Raw genomic sequence first — 18,801 nt, 5'->3', positions numbered from 1 at the left:
ATGGAAAAATTAATTGTGGTGGGTGAGAAATTTACCGATTTTGCCCGGCGGCATGAGAATGTGCTGACGGTGAATGAGTTTGAGCGGTTTGTCTGGAGCGGCGAGCTGGCCGGGGTCGATAAAATCGTTATCGGTCAGGGGGTACAGCTCGACGACATCTCCCGCACCATCTGCATTATTCGTCAGCACTACCCGGACACAATGCGCCAGATCGTCAATCTGCAGGATCTCTATTATCAAAACAATCGCGATCATCAGCGGCTGGTACATAAACGTAAAAAAGCGAATATCCTCATCACCTCGCCGGAAAAACGCGATGAGGATAGCTATTGCGCGCGCCTGATCCTGCAGGATGCCTCGGAGCTGCTCTGCGACCACCAGACCGGGCAACATATTCAGGGGATGGTGCTGATCGAGGCGGCGCGGCAGACCATCATCGCCACCACGGAAAAATTCCTGCTGGCGGAGGCCGGCGTGGCGATGGCGGAGAAGTACTTTACCCTGAGCTCGCTGCAGGTGGCCTTTTCCTGCTTTGTTTTTCCGCTGCCGGTGACCATTGTCCTCAACGTGGTGACGCGCAAAAGTTCAGCCCATGGCCGCTTTACCTGTGAATGCTCGGTGGGGTTTGACCAGACCGGCACCCGCAAAGCGGAAGTTGGCTTTAGCTTCAGCGTCTATGACCTTAACTACATCACTCGCAAAGAGTGCGAGCAGGCGGCGCAGTGCCATCAACATTATCTGGTCAGTATTGAGCAGGGGGACGGGGATGAGCATCGCCTTTTTTGATGTGGATGAAACGCTGATTACCGGCAAAAGTATGTTCCTGTTTCTGCACCGCTATGCCGCGGAATATCCGCTGCAGTGCGGTTTGACGGCCGCGGCGATTGTCCGGCAGCTGCAGGCGCTCAGCGAAGCGGGTCAGCCGCGGGAGGCGATCAACCGCTACTATTACTCGCTGTTTCGCCACGAGTCGCGCCCCCGGGTGCGGGCGGTCGCCGAGCGCCTATATCGCGAAGGCGGATATGGTTTTCACCGCGAGGTGGCGGCGCGCCTCAGGCAGCATCAGGCGCGGGGGGATGACGTGGTGTTTGTCTCCGGGTCGATGACCGACATTCTCTGGCCGGCGATGGCGGCGCTGGGGGTGGAACATGCCCTGTGCTCAGAGCCGGTCGTGGTGGATGACCGCTATACCGGCGAGCTCTGGCGGACCGCCATCGGCGAACACAAGGCGGCGCATGCCCAATGCTATGCGCAGGAACAGGGCCAGCCGCTGGCGGCATGCTACGCCTTCGGCGATCATATCTCGGATCTGCCGCTGCTCGCCGCGGTCGGCCACCCCTGCGCGGTGAATCCCTCTCCGGGGCTGCTGGCGGAGGCGCAGCGTCGGGGATGGCCAGTGCTGTGGTCCACCGGCGGCTGACGGCGCGACGGCAAAAAAAAGGGGCGGCGCAATGCCACCCCTGATTCGCTCCCTGACGGGGATCAGCCCGGGTAGATGCCGCGGTCTTTACGCGCCATCAGGATGCGCTCGCAGGCCACGATATAGGCGGCGGTACGCAGGGTACATTCTTTCTCGGCCGCTTTATCGCAGACGTGAATAATGGCGTCGGTCATGATGCGGTCCATCTTGGCGTTGATCTCCTCTTCGCTCCAGAAGAAGCTGGCCATGTCCTGCACCCACTCAAAGTAGCTGACGGTCACCCCGCCGGCGTTGCAGATAACGTCCGGCACCACGATCACCCCGCGCTCGGCCAGCACATCGTCCGCTTCCGGATAGGTTGGGCCGTTAGCCCCTTCCAGCACCAGTTTGCAGCTCAGCTTCTCAGCGCGCTCGCGGGTGATTTGCCCTTCCAGCGCCGCCGGGATCAGGATGTCCATCGGGGTGGTCCAGAACGCCTCTTTATCGATCTCCTGGGCGCCCGGGAAACCGGCGATCTGCTTTTTCTCCGCCTGCCAGGCGGTGAGGGCGGCCATATCAATCCCGCCTTCGTTGTACAGGGTGGCGGTGTGATCCTGAATGACCACTACGCGGGCGCCGACGCCGGCGAACAGGCGCGCCGCTTCGCTACCGACGTTACCAAAGCCCTGCAGCGCCACTTTAGCGCCTTCAATTTCGATGCCGGCGCGACGGGCCACTTCCCGGCCGGTGACGAACACGCCGCGTCCGGTGGCTTTTTCACGACCGAGGGAGCCGCCGAGGTGGATCGGCTTGCCGGTGACCACGCCGGTGATGGTGGTGCCATGGTTCATGGAGTAGGTGTCCATCATCCACGCCATCACTTTGCCGTTGGTGCCAACGTCCGGCGCCGGAATATCTTTCTGCGGCCCGATGATAATGCCGATTTCGCTGGTATAGCGGCGAGTCAGGCGTTCCAGTTCACCTTCCGACAGCGAGAAGGGGTCGACGCGGATGCCGCCTTTGGCCCCGCCGTAAGGAATATTGACCGCGGCGCACTTAATGGTCATCCAGGCAGAAAGTGCCATGACTTCGTTAAGATCAACATCAGGATGGTAGCGAACACCACCTTTACCCGGCCCACGCGAAAGATTGTGCTGAACGCGATAGCCCTCGAAGTGGCGAATGGTGCCGTCGTCCATCTGCACAGGGATGTCGACGATCAGCGCACGCTTCGGATGGCGCAGGGTTTCCACCCAGTAGGCAAGATCGCCGAGATAAGGCGCGACACGGTCGATCTGGCGCAGGTAGGTGGTCCATGGAGATGTACTACTTTCAGATGCGTAAGATAACTTTTCCATAAGAGTCCTGTTTCTCAGTGTTATTTATGTCGTGTAAAACCGTGGAATAGCTACAGCAGTAAACTCTGTGCAATGAATGGTATCACCAATTTTATAAAGCGGTATTTGACGGCAATTCCGATTTTTAAATTTTTGTTAGAAATTTTATTTTTTAAGTGAATAACTACGCACGAGAACCACCCGCAAGCTGTGCATTTTAATTCACTTTTTATTCACTTAAGTGCATAAGAAAATATTTTTTCTATGTTTTTCATTATCTTGATGATCTTCAAAAAGTGAATAAATTGCGTTTCCCCATATTGACAATCTTATTGTTCACAGGCCAGCATTAGCCCACACAACAACATGGCGTTAACCATGAATTAACAAATACCCGTAAAAATAATAGGGCTTAACTTTTCTGTGGTGAATATTTTTACCATCGCAGCGGGCGCGCTCGTGCCCAAAATAAGCCGAGGGTCAGGGTTAATGTCGATTGTCCAACGCGGCGGGAGCGTTTTCCGTCGTCTTACGTTCCGGAGATGAATGATGTCAGGCAGTATGACTCGCGAAGATTTTGACGCTTACCTGGTTCCCTGTTTTGCCCCCGCGCCGTTTATTCCGGTGAGGGCGGCGGGCTCCCGCGTCTGGGACCAGCAGGGGAAAGAGTATATCGATATGGCCGGCGGCATCGCAGTGAACGCCCTCGGCCATGCCCACCCGGCGCTGGCTGAGGCCCTGCAGGGTCAGCTGGCGAAACTGTGGCATATCGGCAATGGTTATACCAACGAACCGGTGCTGCAGCTGGCGAAAACCCTGGTGCAGTCCACCTTTGCCGACAAGGTGTTCTTCTGCAACTCCGGCGCTGAAGCGAACGAGGCGGCCCTTAAGCTGGCGCGGAAATATGCCCACGATAAGTTCGGCGGTGAAAAAAGCGAAATCATCGCCTTCAACCACGCCTTCCATGGCCGCACGCTGTTCACCGTCTCCGTCGGCGGCCAGCCGAAATATTCCAGCGATTATGCGCCGCTGCCGCAGGGCATTACCCATCTGCCCTATAACGATATCGAGGCGGTCACCGCGGCGATCTCCTCACGTACCTGCGCGGTGATCGTCGAGCCGATTATCGGCGAAGGCGGGGTGATCCCGGCGGACCCGGCGTTCCTCCAGGCGCTGCGCGCCCTCTGCGATCGCCATCACGCCACCCTGATATTCGATGAGGTGCAGACCGGCGCCGGGCGTACCGGCCATCTCTACGCCTACCAGCATTACAACGTCGTCCCGGACATCCTCACCAGCGCCAAAGGGCTGGGGGGCGGCTTCCCGATCGGCGCGATGCTGGCGAAAGAGGCCTGGGCGCAGGTCTTCCAGCCAGGCACCCATGGCACCACCTTCGGCGGTAACCCGCTGGCGGCGACCGTCGCCAACGCCGTGCTGGCCCATCTGGATGCGCCGCTGCTGGCGGGGGTCGGCGAGCGCCATGCGCTGATCGTCGACCAGCTGAATGCCCTCTCTGCCCGCTACGATGCGTTCAGCGCCGTGCGCGGCGCCGGTCTGCTGATCGGCGCCGAGCTGGCCGGACCGCTGCGCGGGAAGGCCAAAACCCTGACCAACCTGGCGGCGGAAGAGGGGGTGATCGCCCTGATTGCCGGTCCGGACGTGCTGCGCTTCGCGCCGGCGCTCAATATCCCGCTGGCGGATATTGCGCAAGCCTTCGTGCGCCTTGATCGCGCCGTTGCCCGCTTAACCCGCTAACCGGGAGGACGGCCTGTGATACTATTTCGTCCCGTAAGGGAAAACGATCTTGACGACATCGTCCGCCTTGCCGCGCGGGCGGGGGTCGGCATGACCTCTTTACCCCATGATGCCGGGCGCCTGGCCGCCCGGATACGCCGCAGCATTGACACCTTCGCCGGCGCGCTGCCGCGCGGCCAGCAAGGCTTTCTGTTTGTGCTGGAAGACACCGCGCTGGAGCGGGTGGTGGGGGTCAGCGCCATTGAGGTGGCGGTGGGCCTGGACGAGCCGTTTTACAATTTTCGCATTCAGAAAACGGTTCGCGCCTCGAAAGCGCTGGGAGTCTATAAGCCTCAGGAGCTGCTCAATCTGAGCTATGACCACACCGGTCACAGCGAGCTGTGTACGCTGTTTCTCGACCCCGGGTATCAGCGCAACCGCAACGGTCTGCTGCTCTCCAAGGCGCGGTTTTTGTTTATCGCCGCCTTCCGCGAGTGGTTTTCGCCGCACCTGTTTGCCGAACTGCGCGGCTGCAGCGATGAGCAAGGGCAGTCGCCGTTCTGGGATGCGCTGGGCCATCACTTCTTCGAGATTCCGTTCGCCGATGCCGACCGGCTGACCGGCACCGGCATGAAAACCTTTATTGCCGAGCTGATGCCGGCGTACCCGATCTATATCTCGCTGCTGCCGGAGAATGCCCGTCAGGTCATCGGTCAGGTGCATCCCAACACCGCCCCGGCGCGGGCGATCCTCGAGAAAGAGGGGTTCAGCTGGCGCGGCTCGGTGGATATTTTCGATGCCGGTCCGGTGCTGGAGGCGGAGACCGATCAGATCCGCGCCGTGCGCGACTGCCAGTGCCTGCCGGCTCAGCAGCTGACGGGCACGCTGTCGGCGCCGACCCTGGTCGCCAACGGTCAGTTCGACAATTTTCGGGCGCTGCTGGTGGCCCACGAAGAGCAGGTCTCACTGGACGCCGCTGCGCTGGATGCGCTGCAGGTCACTGAAACCGACCGCGTTTACACGGTAACCCTGAACCCAGAGGAAAACAGATCATGGCGGTAAAAGCACAGTTCATAGCCGGGCAGTGGCAGCCGGGCAGCGGCGCTACGATGAGTAAACTGGCCCCGGAGGATCAATCTCTGCTGTGGCAGGCGGCCAGCGCGGGGGCCGACGACGTCCAGGCGGCCTGTGCCGCGGCGCGGGCGGCGTTTTATCCCTGGTCGCACCGCCCGCTGGCCGAGCGTATTGACGTCGTCCAGCGTTTCGCCGCGCTGCTGGAGACGCACAAAGAGGCGCTGGCGACCCTGATTTCCCGGGAGACCAGCAAGCCGCTGTGGGAGACCCGCACCGAAGTGCAGGCGATGATCGGCAAAGCCGCCATCTCCGTCGAGGCCTATCACCAGCGGACAGGCTTTCACGAGTCGACCCTGCCGGACGGTAAAGCGCAGCTGCGCCATAAGCCGCACGGCGTGATGGCGGTCTTCGGTCCCTACAACTTCCCGGGCCATCTGCCCAACGGGCATATCATTCCGGCGCTGATCGCCGGTAACACCGTGGTGTTTAAACCCAGCGAGCTGACGCCGGCCACTGCGGAACTGACGGTCCAGCTGTGGCAGCAGGCGGGCGTCCCCGACGGGGTGATTAACCTGCTGCAGGGCGGGAAAGCCACCGGCCAGGCGCTGCTGGAAAACCGCGATATCGACGGCGTACTGTTCACCGGCAGCGCGGCGGCGGGTTTCCACTTCCATCGCTACTTCGGCGGTCAGCCGGAGAAGATGCTGGCCCTCGAGATGGGCGGCAACAACGCGCTGATTGTGGCCGACGTGGCCGATGTCGATGCGGCGCTGCATGTGATTATCCAGTCGGCGTTTATCTCCGCCGGACAACGCTGCACCTGCGCGCGCCGGCTGATCGTTCAGCGCGGCGAGCAGGGGGATGCGCTGCTGCGGCGACTGGTGGAGGCCAGCGCGCAGATCCGCGCCGGGAAATGGGATGACCAGCCGGCGCCGTTTATGGGCGGGGTGATTTCCCTTGAGGCGGCGCAGAACATGCTGGCGGCGCAGCAGAAACTGGAGGCGCTCGGCGGCAAGGTGCTGCTGCGTATGCGCCAGCCTGACCCGCACTCCACGGTGCTGACCCCGGGGATCGTCGACGTCACCGGTATCGAGGTGCCGGATGAAGAGTACTTTGGTCCGCTGCTGACGGTTATCCGTTACGACGACTTCCCGGAGGCGATTCGCCTCGCCAACCAGACCCGCTATGGCCTGGCCGTGGGGCTGATCTCCAGTGATGCGGTGCAGTTTGACCAGCTGGCGGACGAGGCGCGAGCCGGGATCGTCAACTGGAACAAGCCGCTGACCGGCGCTTCCAGTAAAGCGCCGTTTGGCGGGGTGGGCGCCTCCGGCAACCACCGGGCGGCAGCGTGGTACGCCGCCGATTACTGTGCCTGGCCGATGGCCTCTCTGGTCAGCGACACGCTGACGCTCCCGGCGACGGTATCGCCGGGCCTGCCATTCTGATAACGGATCCTGTGAGGACATATGTCTGGTTTTGAAGCTAACTTTGATGGCCTGGTCGGCCCGACGCACCACTATGCCGGACTCTCCGTCGGCAATGAAGCCTCGCAAAATAACCGCGATGGTCTCTCTAACCCTAAAAAGGCCGCGCTGCAGGGGCTGTATAAAATGAAAGCCCTGGCCGACCGCGGATTCGTGCAGGGGATCCTGCCGCCGCAGCCGCGGCCGAACCTGCGCCTGCTGCGCGACCTGGGATTCGAGGGTAGCGATGAGCAGGTCATCCGCCAGGCGGCCCAGGCGGCGCCGCAGCTGCTCTCCGCCTTCAGCTCCGCCTCGTCGATGTGGACCGCCAACGCGGCGACCGTTTCGCCGTCGGCGGACAGCGCCGATGGCAAAGTCCATTTCACTGTCGCCAACCTGAACAATAAGCTGCACCGCATGCAGGAGGCGCCCACCACCTCGGCGATCCTGCGCGCCACCTTCGCCGATCCGCGCTACTTCGCCCATCACGCGGCGCTACCGCAGCATGGCGACCTCGGCGACGAAGGGGCGGCCAACCATAACCGCTTCTGCCGGGAGTACGATCGTCAGGGCGTGCAGCTGTTTGTCTATGGTCGACGCGCCAGCGGCGGCATCGCCCCGGTGAAGTATCCGGCGCGGCAGACCCTGGAGGCCAGCGAAGCGGTGGCCCGTCTGCACCAGCTGGATCCGCGCTATACGGTGTTTGCCCAGCAGGCGCCGCAGGCTATCGATCGCGGCGTGTTTCATAACGACGTTATCGCGGTCAGCAATCGCCATGTGCTGTTCCACCATCAGCAGGCGTTTGTCGAACAGTCGACAGTATTGGCGACGCTGCGGGCAAAAAGCGACCGTCTCGATATCCCGTTTACCAGCGTGGAAGTGCCGGACGAGCGGGTGTCGCTTGATGACGCCGTAGCCTCATATCTGTTCAACAGCCAACTGCTGAGCAAACCCGACGGCAAGATGCTGATCGTGGTGCCAGAGGAGTGCCGGCAGCGGGAAAACGTCTGGCGCTACCTGGGCGACCTGGCGGCCGACAGCGCCTCGCCGATCGATGAAGTGGCGGTTTTTGACCTGCGGGAAAGCATGCGCAACGGCGGCGGCCCGGCCTGCCTGCGGCTGCGGGTGGTGCTCAACGAGGCGGAGCGCGACGCGGTCAACGCCCACAGCCTGATGAACGACGAACGTTACCAGCAGCTGACGGCGTGGGTGGAAAAACACTACCGTGACCGGCTGCACGCCCGCGATCTGGCGGACCCGCAGCTGCTGAGCGAGGTTTATCAGGCGCTGGATGAGCTGACGCAGATCCTGCGTCTGGGCCCTGTCTATGATTTTCAGCGTTAAGGAGCGGCAGATGGAGCATCTGGTTAACGATTTACTGCACTGCCGCCTGCAGGAGTGGACCTTTCCGGCGGACATCGAGGCCCGCTGGCTGGGCGAGGGCATCCTGCAGCTGCTGCCGTCCACGCCGTGGCGTCAGGCGACGATCCTCTCCGCTGGCGTCCATGGCAATGAGACCGCGCCGACCGAGCTGCTGCTGCAGCTGACCCACGATCTGAGCCAGGGGCGGCAGCCGCTCACCCAGGCGCTGCTGATCGTCTTTGGTAACCTGCCGGCGATCCGCGCCGCGCGTCGCTATCTGCACAACGACCTCAATCGCCTGTTCGGCGGCCGCCATCTGGCGGTCTCCCCGGGCAATGAGTCGCGGCGGGCTTTTGCCCTCGAGCAGGCGGTGCAAGCCTTCTATCGCGCCGCCGACGCGGCGGGGCCGGTCAGCCGCAGTCATCTCGATATGCATACCGCCATTCGCGGGTCGCTGTATCGCCAGTTTGCACTGCTCCCGGCTCACGCGGAGGATTTTTCGCCCGGCTTCTACCAGCTGCTGCAGGCCAGCGGGATGGACGCCATCGTGCGCCATACCGAAGCGGGCGGCACCTTCACTCATTTCACCTGCGAAAAGTTCGCCGCGCAAAGCGCCACCCTTGAGCTGGGAAAAGTGATGCCGTTCGGCGCCAACGATCTCAGCCTGTTCGCCGCCGCCGACGCGGCGATCCGGGCCTGGATTTCTGACGCGCCGCTGCCACCGCGCGACAAAGCGCCGGTGGATTACTTCCTGGTCGAGGAGAGCATCATCAAGCGCGAAGGGGAATTTACGCTCAATCTGGCGGCCAACGTCGAGAACTTCACCGCGCTCCCGGCAGGGTATGAGATCGCCCGCCAGGCAGAGAAACGGTGGGTGGTGCAGGCCCGGGCCCCCTATATCCTCTTTCCCAATGCCGGGGTCGCCACCGGCCAGCGCGCCGGGCTGCTGCTCCGCGCCGCGGCGCTTCGCCTCCCGCAACCAGCCTGAGGAAACACCATGACTGAACATCAACATCAGGCGCCATCTGCCGCCGGAGGTGAAGGCGCGTCACAGCTTAAGCGCGGGCTTGGCGCCCGCCATATCCAGATGATCGCCCTCGGCGGCGCCATCGGCACCGGGCTGTTTATGGGGGCAGGGCGCAACATCGCCGTCGCCGGCACCTCGATTCTGGTTATCTATGTGCTGGTCGGGTTCTTTACCTATATGGTGATGCGGGCGATGGGGGAGCTGCTGCTCACCCGCCATGACTACCGCTCGTTTGCCGACTTTGTCGGCGAATATCTCGGACCGCAGGCCAGCTTTTATCTCGGCTGGACCTACTGGCTGAGCTGGGTGGTGACCTGTATCGCCGACGTGGTGGTGTGCGGGAGCTATATGCAGTACTGGTTCCCCGAGCTGTCGGCGTGGATGCCGGCCCTCAGCATGCTGGCTATCCTGTTTCTGCTCAACCTGCTGTCGGTGAAAATGTTTGGCGAGGCGGAGTTCTGGTTCGCCCTGATCAAGGTGATCACCATTATCGCCCTGATCGCCACCGGCGGCTGGATGATTGCCACCGGCTGGACCTCTCCGGACGGCGTGACGGCTTCTCTGAGCCATCTCACCGACCCGACGGCCTTTATGCCTCACGGTGTCACCGGCTTTTTCGCCGGCTTCCAGATAGCGATCTTCTCCTTTACCGGCATTGAACTGCTGGGGACGATGACGGCGGAGACCCGCGATCCACAGCGCATTTTGCCCAAGGCGATCAATGCCCTGCCGCTGCGGATTATCATCTTCTATCTGCTGTCGATGGTGGTGATCATCGCTGTCGCCTCCTGGCCGGGAGTGTCGGCGGAGACCAGCCCCTTCGTGACGCTGTTTGCCAAAGCCGGGCTGCCCGCGGCGGCGGCGGTGATTAACTTCGTGGCGCTGACCTCGGCGATGTCCTCGGCCAACAGCGGGGTCTTCTCCAGCACCCGCATGCTGTACGGCCTGTCGGTGGAGAAGCATGCGCACTGGCAGTTCCGCATTCTGTCGCGCAGCACCCGCATCCCGGTGCGCAGCCTGCTGTTTTCCTGCTTCTGTATGCTGATCGGTACGCTGCTGCTGTTCCTGGTGCCGAATGTGATGACCCTGTTTACCATCGTCTCGACCCTGGCGGCGATTATGGTGGTGTTCAGCTGGGGGATGATCCTCGTGGCCTATCTGGTTTATCGCCGTCAGCGTCCGGACCTGCACGCCGGTTCGATCTTTAAGATGCCCTTTGGCGTGGCGATGAGCTGGGTGAGCCTGCTGTTCTTCGCGTTCGCCATCTTCATCATGATCTTTGACCCGGACACGCTGCTGGCGCTGCTGGCTTCTCCGCTGTGGTTTATCGCGCTGTGGGCCTTCTGGAAGCTGAAGCAGCGGCGCGAGGGGCAGCTTCAGCTGGACAATCAGAGCGCCTGACACCCGCCGGCCCTGGCGGCCGGCTACAATTCGTCTTAACCGTTGTTCTCGTTTGTCTGCCCGGTGGCGGCTGGCGCCTTACCGGGCCTACTGTCTTACTGAGCCTGGGATGAGCGGTTTCCCACGAGGCGCGATCTCCCTGTAGGCCCGCGCAAGCGCAGCGCCGCCGGGCAGGATGGTCGACCCGGACCGGCTGCGGTTAGGCGCTTTCCGCCCGGGGGCGCGCCGCGCCAGGGACGGATTTCATCCGGCTGGCGCAGAATATCGCCAGCAGCGAAATCGCCACCGTAACGCCCAGGTAGATGGCCACCGGTCGCCAGTCACCATCGTATTTCGCCAGCAGACCGGTGGCGATAAGCGGCGCGGTGCCCCCGGCCAGCGCGGCGCCCAACTGGTAACCCAGGGTGATCCCGGTGTAGCGCACATTGGCGCTGAAAATCTCTGAGCACAGGGTACCCAGCACCGCAGTCACCGGCGCCCACAGGATGCCGAAGGCAACGATCGTCGCCAGCATAATGCCCCAGCTGGTGCCGGTGTCGAGCAGCAGGAACCACGGGACGATAAACAGCCCCAGCAGCACCACGCTCAGGGTGTACATCTTTTGCCGGCCCACCTTGTCGGACAGCAGCCCCATCAGCGGGATCATCACGGTGGCCACCAGCGCGCCCAGGGTGACGGATTCCAGCGCCTGCGACTTCTGATAGCTCAGGGTGGTAGTGGCGTAGCTGACCACAAAGGTAGAGAAGATATAGAAGGGGGCGGTCTCCACCACTTTCAGACCCGCGGCGATCAGCACCTCCCGCCAGTGGTGTTTGAGCGTCACGCGCAGCGGAGCCTTCGCCACCTGGCCAGACTGTTTCACCTGCTTAAAGGCGGGCGTTTCGTCGATATCTTTGCGGATCCACAGGCCGAGGAAAACGAGGACGGAGCTGAGCAGAAACGGAATGCGCCAGCCCCAGGCAAGAAACTGCGCCTCATCGAACAGGGTCATCAGCGAGACGATAAAGGTCGCCATCAGCATGCCGATGGTCACGCCGGCCTGAGGAATACTGCCGAAAAAGCCTTTCCGCTTTTCCGGGGCGTATTCGTAGGCCAGCAGCAGCGCGCCGCCCCATTCGCCGCCGATACCCATGCCCTGAATAATGCGCAGGGTAATCAGCAGGGCGGGCGCCCACAGGCCCACCATCTCGTAGGTGGGCAGCAGGCCAATGGCCACCGTGGCGCTGCCCATCAGCGACAGGGTCAGCACCAGCGTCTTCTTGCGACCGATGCGATCGCCGATGTGGGCGAAAATGACCCCGCCGATGGGGCGGATAAAAAAGGTGAGCGAAAAGGAGAGCCAGGAGAGGATCAAGCCGATGACCGGGTCGACCATTGGAAAGAAGATTTTGTTAAACACCAGCGCGGCGGCGGTGCCATAGAGAAAATAATCGAACCATTCGATGGCGCTGCCGGTCAGGCTCGCGATCAGGACCTTCTTGTTTTTCTGCAGAATGGATGCAGTGTTGCTTTCTGGATTGCTCATTACGAAACGTTCTCCCGCCACGGTAAAAGGTCAGGTGTCACTCTGTGCGTGCAGGGTGCAACCTGATGTGAAAAAGGTTGTGTAATTGTTAAGCAACTTAGAGTTGATGGTTACAATTGGCAAGTTATCCCTCGGCAACGCGGACGAGAAAACGCGCTTTTGTCTGGTGTAACCGCGAGGTAAATTTTTATTTTCCACCTGTTTTTGCTGTTTTTTGTTATTTTCATGGTCAGTTATTCAGGTGCAACCTGTGTGTTTTTAGATGTTTCTTGTTATTTCAAAATGGTTACAAATCGACGTCGCTTTGCGCCCCGGCAGGCGGCGTTTATGATGGCCGGACTATCCTCTCTGCGCGGCTGAGAGGTGATTAAGGAGATCAGAATGGCAGAACAATTTCCCCCGCTGTCGGCGACGACGCTGGCGGCGGCTAACCTGACTGGCGGCTGGCTGGCGCAGAACGATCTGGCGACGCTGACCGCGCCGCCGGCAGTGGATGTGGTGGTGCTGGCTGGCAATGCTGTGATCCCCACCATCGACGCCGCCTGCCGGCTGGCGGCGGAGCAGGAGGTTCCGCTGCTGATCAGCGGCGGCGTAGGACACTCCACCGGTTTTCTGTATGAGGCGGTGCGCGAGGATCCCCGCTACCGTTCGCTCGCGGTGGAGGGCCGCCCGGAAGCGCATATTCTGGCGGATATTGCGCATGACTTCTGGCACATTCCTCGCCCGCGGCTGGTGGTGGAGGATCGGTCGACCAACTGCGGGGAAAACGCGCGCTTTACCCGCACAATGCTGGAGAGCCGGGGGATCCCCCATCGTCGCGGGATCGTCATTCAGGACCCCACCATGCAGCGGCGGACGATGGCCACCTTCGCCCGCGTCTGGCAGGGGGAGACGACGCCGCCGCAGTGGCTGAGCTTTCCCGGCTGCTCGCCGGTGCTGGAGCAGACCGACGGCCAGCTGGGGTTTGCGGGCGGCGGGGCGGGGCTGTGGCCGGTGACCCGCTACCTCGCGCTGCTGCTGGGCGAGCTGCCGCGCCTGCAGGATTCCCCTGGAGGGTACGGTCCGCGGGGGAAAGACTTTATCAGCCACGTGACCTTCCCGCCGGCGATCCTCGACGCCTGGCGACAGCTGCGGGAGGATGACCGGCTTGCCGGGGCGCTGCAGGCCCGCATCCTCGGCTGAAAAATGCCCGTTTGCGGCAGATTTATCGCAAACGGGCAATTTGTGTTATTGAAATGTAACCTCAACCGGCCATTTTTGGCCCGGTTTTATGAATCAGCTCACAGAAATGCGCCAACGTGCTGCGAAGCCACGGCTTATCCGCCCGATATTTAACAAAAAAATCACTTGTTAAATACAAATGCACCACAGGAGCAGCCATGACAGCACCCGTTCAACACCCAATGTATATTGATGGCCAGTTCGTTACCGGTCGCGGCGACGGCTGGATCGACGTGCTTAACCCGGCGACTGAAGCGCTGCTGTCGCGGATCCCGGACGGGACTGCGGAAGAGGCGCGGCTGGCGATTGACGCCGCAGAGCGCGCCCAGCCGGCCTGGGAGGCGCTGCCGGCCATTGAGCGCGCGGGCTGGCTGCGCAAAATTGCCGCTGGCATTCGTCAGCGTGCCGACGACATCGCCGGGCTGATCGTCGCTGAAGGGGGCAAGATCCAACAGCTGGCGGCGGTGGAGGTTGCGTTTACCGCCGACTATCTCGACTACATGGCCGAATGGGCGCGGCGTTATGAAGGGGAGATCGTGCAGAGCGACCGTCCCGGGGAAAATATCCTCGTCTTCAAACGCGCGCTGGGGGTGACCACCGGGATCCTGCCGTGGAACTTCCCGTTCTTTCTTATCGCCCGCAAGCTGGCGCCGGCGCTGATCACCGGCAACACTATCGTCATTAAGCCCAGCGAACTCACGCCCAATAACGCCATCGCTTTCGCCGAGATCGTCCACCAGGTTGGGCTGCCGAAAGGGGTCTTTAACCTGGTGCTCGGCCGTGGGGAAACCGTCGGCCAGGAGCTGGCCGGCAATCCGAAGGTGGCGATGGTCAGCATGACCGGCAGCGTAGCGGCGGGGGAGAAAATCATGGCCGCCGCGGCAAAAAATATCACCAAAGTGTGCCTCGAGCTCGGCGGCAAAGCGCCGGCCATCGTCATGGACGATGCGGATCTGGAGCTGGCGGTGAAGGCGGTGGTGGACTCGCGGGTGATCAATACCGGGCAGGTGTGCAACTGCGTCGAGCGGGTCTATGTTCAGCAGGGGATTTACGATCGCTTCGTCAACCGCCTCGGCGAGGCGATGAAGGCTGTGCAGTTTGGCGACCCGGCGGCGCGCGATGACATCGCCATGGGGCCGCTGATTAACGCCGCCGCGCGGGATCAGGTGGCGCGCAAAGTGGCAAAGGCGGTGGCGCAGGGGGCGCGGGTCGCGCTGGGCGGTCAGCCGCAGGAGGGGAAAGGCTATTTTTATCCGCCGACCCTGCTGCTGGATGTGCGTCAGGAGATGGATATTATCCATGAGGAAACCTTCGGGCCGGTGCTGCCGGTGGTGGCGTTTTCGACGCTCGATGAAGCGCTGGCGATGGCCAATGACAGCGATTATGGCCTGACCTCCTCGATCTATACCCGCGATCTTAATGTGGCGATGAAGGCGATTAAGGGGCTGAAATTCGGCGAAACCTATATCAACCGCGAGAACTTTGAGGCGATGCAGGGATTCCACGCCGGCTGGCGTAAATCGGGGATCGGCGGCGCAGATGGCCGCCATGGCCTGAATGAGTACCTGCAGACTCAGGTGGTCTATCTGCAGGCCTGAGGCGCTCAATGCAGAATCGGCGGGCAGCGCAGGCTGTCCGCCGTTCACTTAGCGGGCAAATTTCTCCAGCACGCGGATCAGCTGGGTGACAAAGCCATATTCGTTATCGTACCAGGCGACGGTTTTCACCAGCTGTACGCCGCCGGCCTCCACAATCTCCAGCTGGGTGGCATCGTAGATTGAACCGAAATGGCTGCCGATGATATCGGAAGAGACAATCTCTTCTTCGGTGTAGCCAAAGGATTCATTGCCCTCTGCTGCCTGCTTCATCGCCTGATTGACCTCATCCGCAGTCACTTTTTTCTCCAGCACCGACACCAGCTCCGTCACTGAGCCGGTTTTGGTCGGTACGCGCTGGGCATGGCCTTTCAGCTTCCCGCTCAGGGCGGGGATCACCAGGCCGATAGCCTTGGCCGCGCCGGTAGTGTGCGGGATGACGTTTTCCGCCGCCGCCCTGGAGGCGCGCAGATCTTTACCGCGCGGCCCGTCCACCAGCGACTGGGTGCCGGTATAGGCGTGGATAGTGGTCATGGTGCCTACGGTGATGCCGAAGGCATCCTGCAGGACTTTGGCCATCGGCGCCAGGCAGTTGGTGGTGCAGGAGGCGACGGAGATGATGGTGTCATCCGGCGTCAGGGTGTCATCGTTGACGTTATAGACGATGGTTTTCATCTCGCCGGCAGGGGCGGAAATCAGCACCTTGCGCGCGCCGGCCTGGAGATGGGCCTGCGATTTCTCTGCCGAGGTGTAGAACCCGGTACACTCCACAATCACTTCCGCGCCCGCCGCCTGCCACGGAATATGCTGCGCCTCTTTTTCGGCATACACGGTGATGGTCTTACCGTTGACGATCAGCGCATCTTCCGTGAAGTCGACGCTCCACGGGAAGGGGCCGTAGTTTGAATCATGCTTTAGCAGGTAGGCCAGTACTTTTGGCGAGGTGAGGTCGTTGATAGCCACCACCTCGAGGTTGCTGTCGACTTCTAATAAACGGCGTAACACCAGACGTCCGATACGACCAAATCCATTAATCCCAAGTTTACTCATGGATATTCTCCGGTTGGTAAAACGACTCGATGTGATAAAACTCCTCCAGGCTTAGTCCTGACTCGCAGCCAGGTCAACTGACAATCTGTGCGGTTCGCTGCCGGGCCCGCAGCATGAGCCACAAAAGTGGATGTTTTGGCGGGCTTTTTTATCCGTGACGGCAGGGAATAATTTTTGTTACCGGAGATGAGGGGGCCGCCTGCTGGCGAAGCGGTGAAAAGCGTCTATGCTTAACTATTGAATAACTTAGTAAAATGTTGCCGTTAGATGAAGGGAGAGCTTATGGGATTCTGGAGAATCGTTTTTACTATCATTCTGCCGCCGCTGGGGGTACTGCTGGGGAAAGGTTTCGGCTGGGCGTTTATTCTCAACATTATTCTGACCCTGCTGGGCTATATTCCAGGCCTGATCCACGCCTTCTGGGTGCAGACCCGCGATTAAGGGCTGGCCCCTCAGGCCAGGCTTCCCCCTGGGACCCGCTCAGGGGGGAATCAGGCTCTCTTTATACAGCAGCCTGTTTTCCTTCGACCAGTAGTGGCGAGTCTCCTCGTCCAGGTCGACGCTCCACTTAAACACCCCGGCGCTGGCGAGATCCCTGCAGTACTGTTCAAAGTTGATGGCGCCGGCAAAATGGCGGATGACCGCGGCCGAGGTCAGCCGATGGCTGGGGGCGCTGCGCACGCGCAGCAGGCCGCGGGCGCTTTTTATCGTGATCACCTCGTCGTTGGCCATCACGAAATTCATATTGCCGGTAGAGACAAAGTAGATATAACACGAGACCTGATGCCGACGCAGTTCACTGGCGAAGGTGGAAAAATCGGCATCTGAACGCACTTGCTCAAAAAAATGACCCAGCCTGGCCAGCAGTTCCATTTCTATCCTTATTGTGTTGCGGTGCGCGGCTTTGGCCGGTAGCGGCAGAAACCATTCACGAAGTTACTTATTCGTATTTTAATAATATAGGCGCGTTATATTAAGGGTTATTGGATAACTGGAACATCGTTTCAAGTGTTACAATGTATTGCAATCGTTTGCCTGCACGGCCCCTCTGGTGGTGAGGAAATGGCGTGACGGGAGACAGGGAAACCCATGCCGGCGATGAAGGTCGCCGGCGGGAAAACGGGTTACTTCTGGATCAGATAGCGAATGGTCGGGCCATCCTGCTGAATATCCAGCACCGTATAGCCATGGTTCCTGGCATCAAGCGGAATGTTATTGATCGACTGCGGACAGTCGCTAATCACTTCGAGGATCTCGCCTTTTTGCAGGGAGGGCATCGCCTCCAGGGTGGCGACCGCCGGATAGGGGCAGGGCTCGCCGACCATGTCCAGGCGATAATCAGGGATGATGTTCTTCATGCGCTCTCCTTCGCGGTCCGGACCGCTGCCGACTGGCGGCGGAAAAAATGTCTCTCCCAGGCGATCACCAGCAGCAGGGCGATCAGCAGCAGCAGATAGGTCGCCAGCAGTCCGCCGAAGGGACCAAAAGCGTTCAGCAGGTTGACCTTTTGCCAGTGGGTGGCGAGCGGGGCGGCGATATCGTCCCAGCACCAGGCGAGCAGCGTGGAGCCGATAACGTTTCCCAGCCCCACCCACCAGTAGTGAACCTGGCCTTCCACCGCCCGGTACATCCAGCCGGTTTCACAGCCGCCGGCCAGCACGATGCCAAAGCCAAACAGCAGCCCGCCAATCGCCGCGTTAGGACCGGCCCACATGATTTTCGGCGCCATCCCCAGTTGCACATAGCTGAAGATGCCGATGGCGCTCGCCGCCATGCCGAAGATTATCGCCTTCGCCATCACCGTCCGGCCGGTGATCCACATATCGCGAAAGGCGGAGGTGAAGCAGATCTGCGCGCGCTCGATAAGCAGACCGAAGCCGATGCCGAACAGCATCGCCAGGCCGAGCGCAGGGTGGTCTGCGGCGGTGAGCAGGCCCCAGCCGATCATGGCGAAAAAGATCACCATGCCCAGGCGGAAACGGCGGCGCGCCTGCTGCGGTTTTTGGGTTAACGGCGAAGCAGCGGATACCTTTTGCATTTTTACCGGTATGCGAAAAAGAGGCAGCAGGGTGAAGCGAGCGCCAAACCAGGAGCCGATGGCGGTGGCGATGGCAAACAGCCAGGCGTGCAGGGAGAACTGCGGAATGCCGGTGAAAAAGGCCGCCAGGTTGCAGCCCATCGCCAGCCGCGCGCCGAACCCGGCGATGATACCCCCGGCTACGGCCTGCACAATGCGGATCCGGCTGCGTGGCAAGCGCAATTTGACGTTATTGGCCCACAGCGCCGCCGCCAGGCAGCCGCCGAACATGCCGATGATCATCCTGCCGTCGATGCGGGTCAGCGGCGTCCCGTCGAGATGGATCAGCTGATAATAGCCCCACTGTTCGCTGTGGACCCCCAGCAGCTGCAGCAGCTGGCCACCCCAGCGGGTAAATTCGCCGGTCACCGCCCAGAAGGTGCCGGTGATGCCAAAATAGTAGGTTGAGAGAATGCCCGCGGCGATGACCGCCGGGACGGGGGACCAGAACCGGATAAGCCAGGCCTGTTTGAAGGATTGCCATGTCATAAAAATGCCTCTGAACTCAGAAGGTATTAAAGGTCGATGACCGACCG

At 61.1% G+C, this 18,801-nt stretch carries 18 protein-coding genes and 1 pseudogene; 11 read left to right on the top strand and 8 right to left on the bottom strand.

All coding sequences use genetic code 11. From position 1 onward, the window contains the following. Together ABLX76_RS21115 and ABLX76_RS21110 are read left to right on the top strand one after the other, a co-directional pair. Entirely contained in the window at window positions 1-786 is a 786-nt protein-coding gene (locus ABLX76_RS21115) for an AfsA-related hotdog domain-containing protein (protein ID WP_101993115.1), read from the top strand. Continuing rightward, on the top strand, window positions 767-1,420 hold the full coding sequence (locus ABLX76_RS21110) for an HAD-IB family hydrolase (protein WP_048297416.1): 654 nt from the start codon (window positions 767-769) through the stop codon (window positions 1,418-1,420). The genes ABLX76_RS21115 and ABLX76_RS21110 overlap by 20 nt, the downstream gene beginning before the upstream one ends. Before the next feature lie 62 nt (window positions 1,421-1,482). Here ABLX76_RS21110 and ABLX76_RS21105 read toward each other — a convergent pair whose 3' ends face one another. Then, window positions 1,483-2,757 (bottom strand): Glu/Leu/Phe/Val dehydrogenase, encoded by a 1,275-nt coding sequence (locus tag ABLX76_RS21105; RefSeq protein ID WP_023289478.1) that lies wholly within the window; start codon window positions 2,755-2,757, stop codon window positions 1,483-1,485. Window positions 2,758-2,969: 212 nt separating this feature from the next. After that, window positions 2,970-3,116 (bottom strand): annotated as a pseudogene (locus ABLX76_RS21100) (hypothetical protein). A gap of 169 nt (window positions 3,117-3,285) precedes the next feature. On the opposite strand from ABLX76_RS21100, the gene ABLX76_RS21095 reads away from it, so the two are divergent. The 6 genes from ABLX76_RS21095 to ABLX76_RS21070 are packed head-to-tail and all read left to right on the top strand — an operon-like array spanning window position 3,286 to window position 10,797. Next, a complete protein-coding gene (locus ABLX76_RS21095; RefSeq protein WP_023289479.1) occupies window positions 3,286-4,491 on the top strand; it encodes a bifunctional succinylornithine transaminase/acetylornithine transaminase in 1,206 nt (401 codons plus the stop codon). 18 nt (window positions 4,492-4,509) lie between these two features. Beyond that, window positions 4,510-5,532 carry an arginine N-succinyltransferase gene (astA, locus tag ABLX76_RS21090; protein ID WP_023289480.1) on the top strand — a complete coding sequence of 341 codons (1,023 nt, stop codon included), beginning with the start codon at window positions 4,510-4,512 and terminating at the stop codon, window positions 5,530-5,532. Further along, complete coding sequence (astD, locus tag ABLX76_RS21085) at window positions 5,523-6,989, top strand: succinylglutamate-semialdehyde dehydrogenase (protein WP_261901491.1); 1,467 nt, start codon at window positions 5,523-5,525, stop codon at window positions 6,987-6,989. The genes astA and astD overlap by 10 nt, the downstream gene beginning before the upstream one ends. A gap of 21 nt (window positions 6,990-7,010) precedes the next feature. After that, complete coding sequence (gene astB / locus ABLX76_RS21080) at window positions 7,011-8,351, top strand: N-succinylarginine dihydrolase (protein ID WP_262963295.1); 1,341 nt, start codon at window positions 7,011-7,013, stop codon at window positions 8,349-8,351. A 10-nt stretch (window positions 8,352-8,361) separates the two neighbouring features. Beyond that, window positions 8,362-9,357, top strand: coding sequence for a succinylglutamate desuccinylase (astE, locus tag ABLX76_RS21075; RefSeq protein WP_032452676.1), 996 nt, complete (start codon window positions 8,362-8,364; stop codon window positions 9,355-9,357). 9 nt (window positions 9,358-9,366) lie between these two features. Beyond that, window positions 9,367-10,797 (top strand): amino acid permease, encoded by a 1,431-nt coding sequence (locus tag ABLX76_RS21070; protein WP_348875240.1) that lies wholly within the window; start codon window positions 9,367-9,369, stop codon window positions 10,795-10,797. A 199-nt stretch (window positions 10,798-10,996) separates the two neighbouring features. Here ABLX76_RS21070 and ABLX76_RS21065 read toward each other — a convergent pair whose 3' ends face one another. Then, entirely contained in the window at window positions 10,997-12,322 is a 1,326-nt protein-coding gene (locus ABLX76_RS21065) for an MFS transporter (protein WP_023289485.1), read from the bottom strand. 381 nt (window positions 12,323-12,703) lie between these two features. Here ABLX76_RS21065 and ABLX76_RS21060 point away from each other — a divergent pair, with 381 nt between their 5' ends. Then, window positions 12,704-13,504 carry a YdcF family protein gene (locus ABLX76_RS21060; protein ID WP_348875238.1) on the top strand — a complete coding sequence of 267 codons (801 nt, stop codon included), beginning with the start codon at window positions 12,704-12,706 and terminating at the stop codon, window positions 13,502-13,504. 61 nt (window positions 13,505-13,565) lie between these two features. Here the strand turns inward: ABLX76_RS21060 and ABLX76_RS21055 are convergent, their stop codons facing one another. Then, on the bottom strand, window positions 13,566-13,703 hold the full coding sequence (locus ABLX76_RS21055; protein WP_048334914.1) for a hypothetical protein: 138 nt from the start codon (window positions 13,701-13,703) through the stop codon (window positions 13,566-13,568). On the opposite strand from ABLX76_RS21055, the gene aldA reads away from it, so the two are divergent. Next, a complete protein-coding gene (gene aldA, locus ABLX76_RS21050; protein ID WP_348875235.1) occupies window positions 13,702-15,141 on the top strand; it encodes an aldehyde dehydrogenase in 1,440 nt (479 codons plus the stop codon). The genes ABLX76_RS21055 and aldA overlap by 2 nt on opposite strands. 48 nt (window positions 15,142-15,189) lie before the next feature. Here the strand turns inward: aldA and gap are convergent, their stop codons facing one another. Next, window positions 15,190-16,188 (bottom strand): type I glyceraldehyde-3-phosphate dehydrogenase, encoded by a 999-nt coding sequence (gene gap / locus ABLX76_RS21045; protein ID WP_243805642.1) that lies wholly within the window; start codon window positions 16,186-16,188, stop codon window positions 15,190-15,192. Between the two features lie 282 nt (window positions 16,189-16,470). Between gap and ABLX76_RS21040 the strand changes: the two genes are divergently transcribed. Beyond that, window positions 16,471-16,629: a YqaE/Pmp3 family membrane protein gene (locus ABLX76_RS21040; RefSeq protein ID WP_002903230.1), complete on the top strand. Its 159-nt coding sequence runs from the start codon at window positions 16,471-16,473 to the stop codon at window positions 16,627-16,629. A 39-nt stretch (window positions 16,630-16,668) separates the two neighbouring features. On the opposite strand, the gene ABLX76_RS21035 is transcribed toward ABLX76_RS21040, so the two are convergent. The 3 genes from ABLX76_RS21035 to yedE form a co-directional block, all read right to left on the bottom strand. Next, on the bottom strand, window positions 16,669-17,061 hold the full coding sequence (locus ABLX76_RS21035; protein WP_087827641.1) for a DUF1398 domain-containing protein: 393 nt from the start codon (window positions 17,059-17,061) through the stop codon (window positions 16,669-16,671). A 251-nt stretch (window positions 17,062-17,312) separates the two neighbouring features. After that, a complete protein-coding gene (gene yedF / locus ABLX76_RS21030; protein WP_004204092.1) occupies window positions 17,313-17,546 on the bottom strand; it encodes a sulfurtransferase-like selenium metabolism protein YedF in 234 nt (77 codons plus the stop codon). Next, window positions 17,543-18,754: a selenium metabolism membrane protein YedE/FdhT gene (yedE, locus tag ABLX76_RS21025; RefSeq protein ID WP_023289489.1), complete on the bottom strand. Its 1,212-nt coding sequence runs from the start codon at window positions 18,752-18,754 to the stop codon at window positions 17,543-17,545. The genes yedF and yedE overlap by 4 nt, the downstream gene beginning before the upstream one ends. Between the last annotated feature and the right edge of the window lie 47 nt (window positions 18,755-18,801).

Source organism: Klebsiella sp. JB_Kp004 (genome assembly GCF_040065795.1).
GTDB lineage: Bacteria > Pseudomonadota > Gammaproteobacteria > Enterobacterales > Enterobacteriaceae > Klebsiella > Klebsiella quasipneumoniae.
This window is presented reverse-complemented; position numbering and strand designations above follow the sequence as displayed.

Excerpts from the sequence above, each read along its gene's own strand:
- astD (WP_261901491.1), top strand. The coding sequence starts at position 5,523 with ATGGCGGTAAAAGCACAGTTCATAGCCGGGCAGTGGCAGCCGGGCAGC.
- ABLX76_RS21060 (WP_348875238.1), top strand. The coding sequence starts at position 12,704 with ATGGCAGAACAATTTCCCCCGCTGTCGGCGACGACGCTGGCGGCGGCT.
- ABLX76_RS21055 (WP_048334914.1), bottom strand. The coding sequence starts at position 13,703 with ATGGCTGCTCCTGTGGTGCATTTGTATTTAACAAGTGATTTTTTTGTT.
- ABLX76_RS21115 (WP_101993115.1), top strand. The coding sequence starts at position 1 with ATGGAAAAATTAATTGTGGTGGGTGAGAAATTTACCGATTTTGCCCGG.
- aldA (WP_348875235.1), top strand. The coding sequence starts at position 13,702 with ATGACAGCACCCGTTCAACACCCAATGTATATTGATGGCCAGTTCGTT.
- ABLX76_RS21095 (WP_023289479.1), top strand. The coding sequence starts at position 3,286 with ATGTCAGGCAGTATGACTCGCGAAGATTTTGACGCTTACCTGGTTCCC.
- ABLX76_RS21070 (WP_348875240.1), top strand. The coding sequence starts at position 9,367 with ATGACTGAACATCAACATCAGGCGCCATCTGCCGCCGGAGGTGAAGGC.
- ABLX76_RS21035 (WP_087827641.1), bottom strand. The coding sequence starts at position 17,061 with ATGGAACTGCTGGCCAGGCTGGGTCATTTTTTTGAGCAAGTGCGTTCA.
- astE (WP_032452676.1), top strand. The coding sequence starts at position 8,362 with ATGGAGCATCTGGTTAACGATTTACTGCACTGCCGCCTGCAGGAGTGG.
- ABLX76_RS21110 (WP_048297416.1), top strand. The coding sequence starts at position 767 with ATGAGCATCGCCTTTTTTGATGTGGATGAAACGCTGATTACCGGCAAA.
- ABLX76_RS21105 (WP_023289478.1), bottom strand. The coding sequence starts at position 2,757 with ATGGAAAAGTTATCTTACGCATCTGAAAGTAGTACATCTCCATGGACC.
- yedF (WP_004204092.1), bottom strand. The coding sequence starts at position 17,546 with ATGAAGAACATCATCCCTGATTATCGCCTGGACATGGTCGGCGAGCCC.
- astB (WP_262963295.1), top strand. The coding sequence starts at position 7,011 with ATGTCTGGTTTTGAAGCTAACTTTGATGGCCTGGTCGGCCCGACGCAC.
- ABLX76_RS21065 (WP_023289485.1), bottom strand. The coding sequence starts at position 12,322 with ATGAGCAATCCAGAAAGCAACACTGCATCCATTCTGCAGAAAAACAAG.
- gap (WP_243805642.1), bottom strand. The coding sequence starts at position 16,188 with ATGAGTAAACTTGGGATTAATGGATTTGGTCGTATCGGACGTCTGGTG.
- ABLX76_RS21040 (WP_002903230.1), top strand. The coding sequence starts at position 16,471 with ATGGGATTCTGGAGAATCGTTTTTACTATCATTCTGCCGCCGCTGGGG.
- yedE (WP_023289489.1), bottom strand. The coding sequence starts at position 18,754 with ATGACATGGCAATCCTTCAAACAGGCCTGGCTTATCCGGTTCTGGTCC.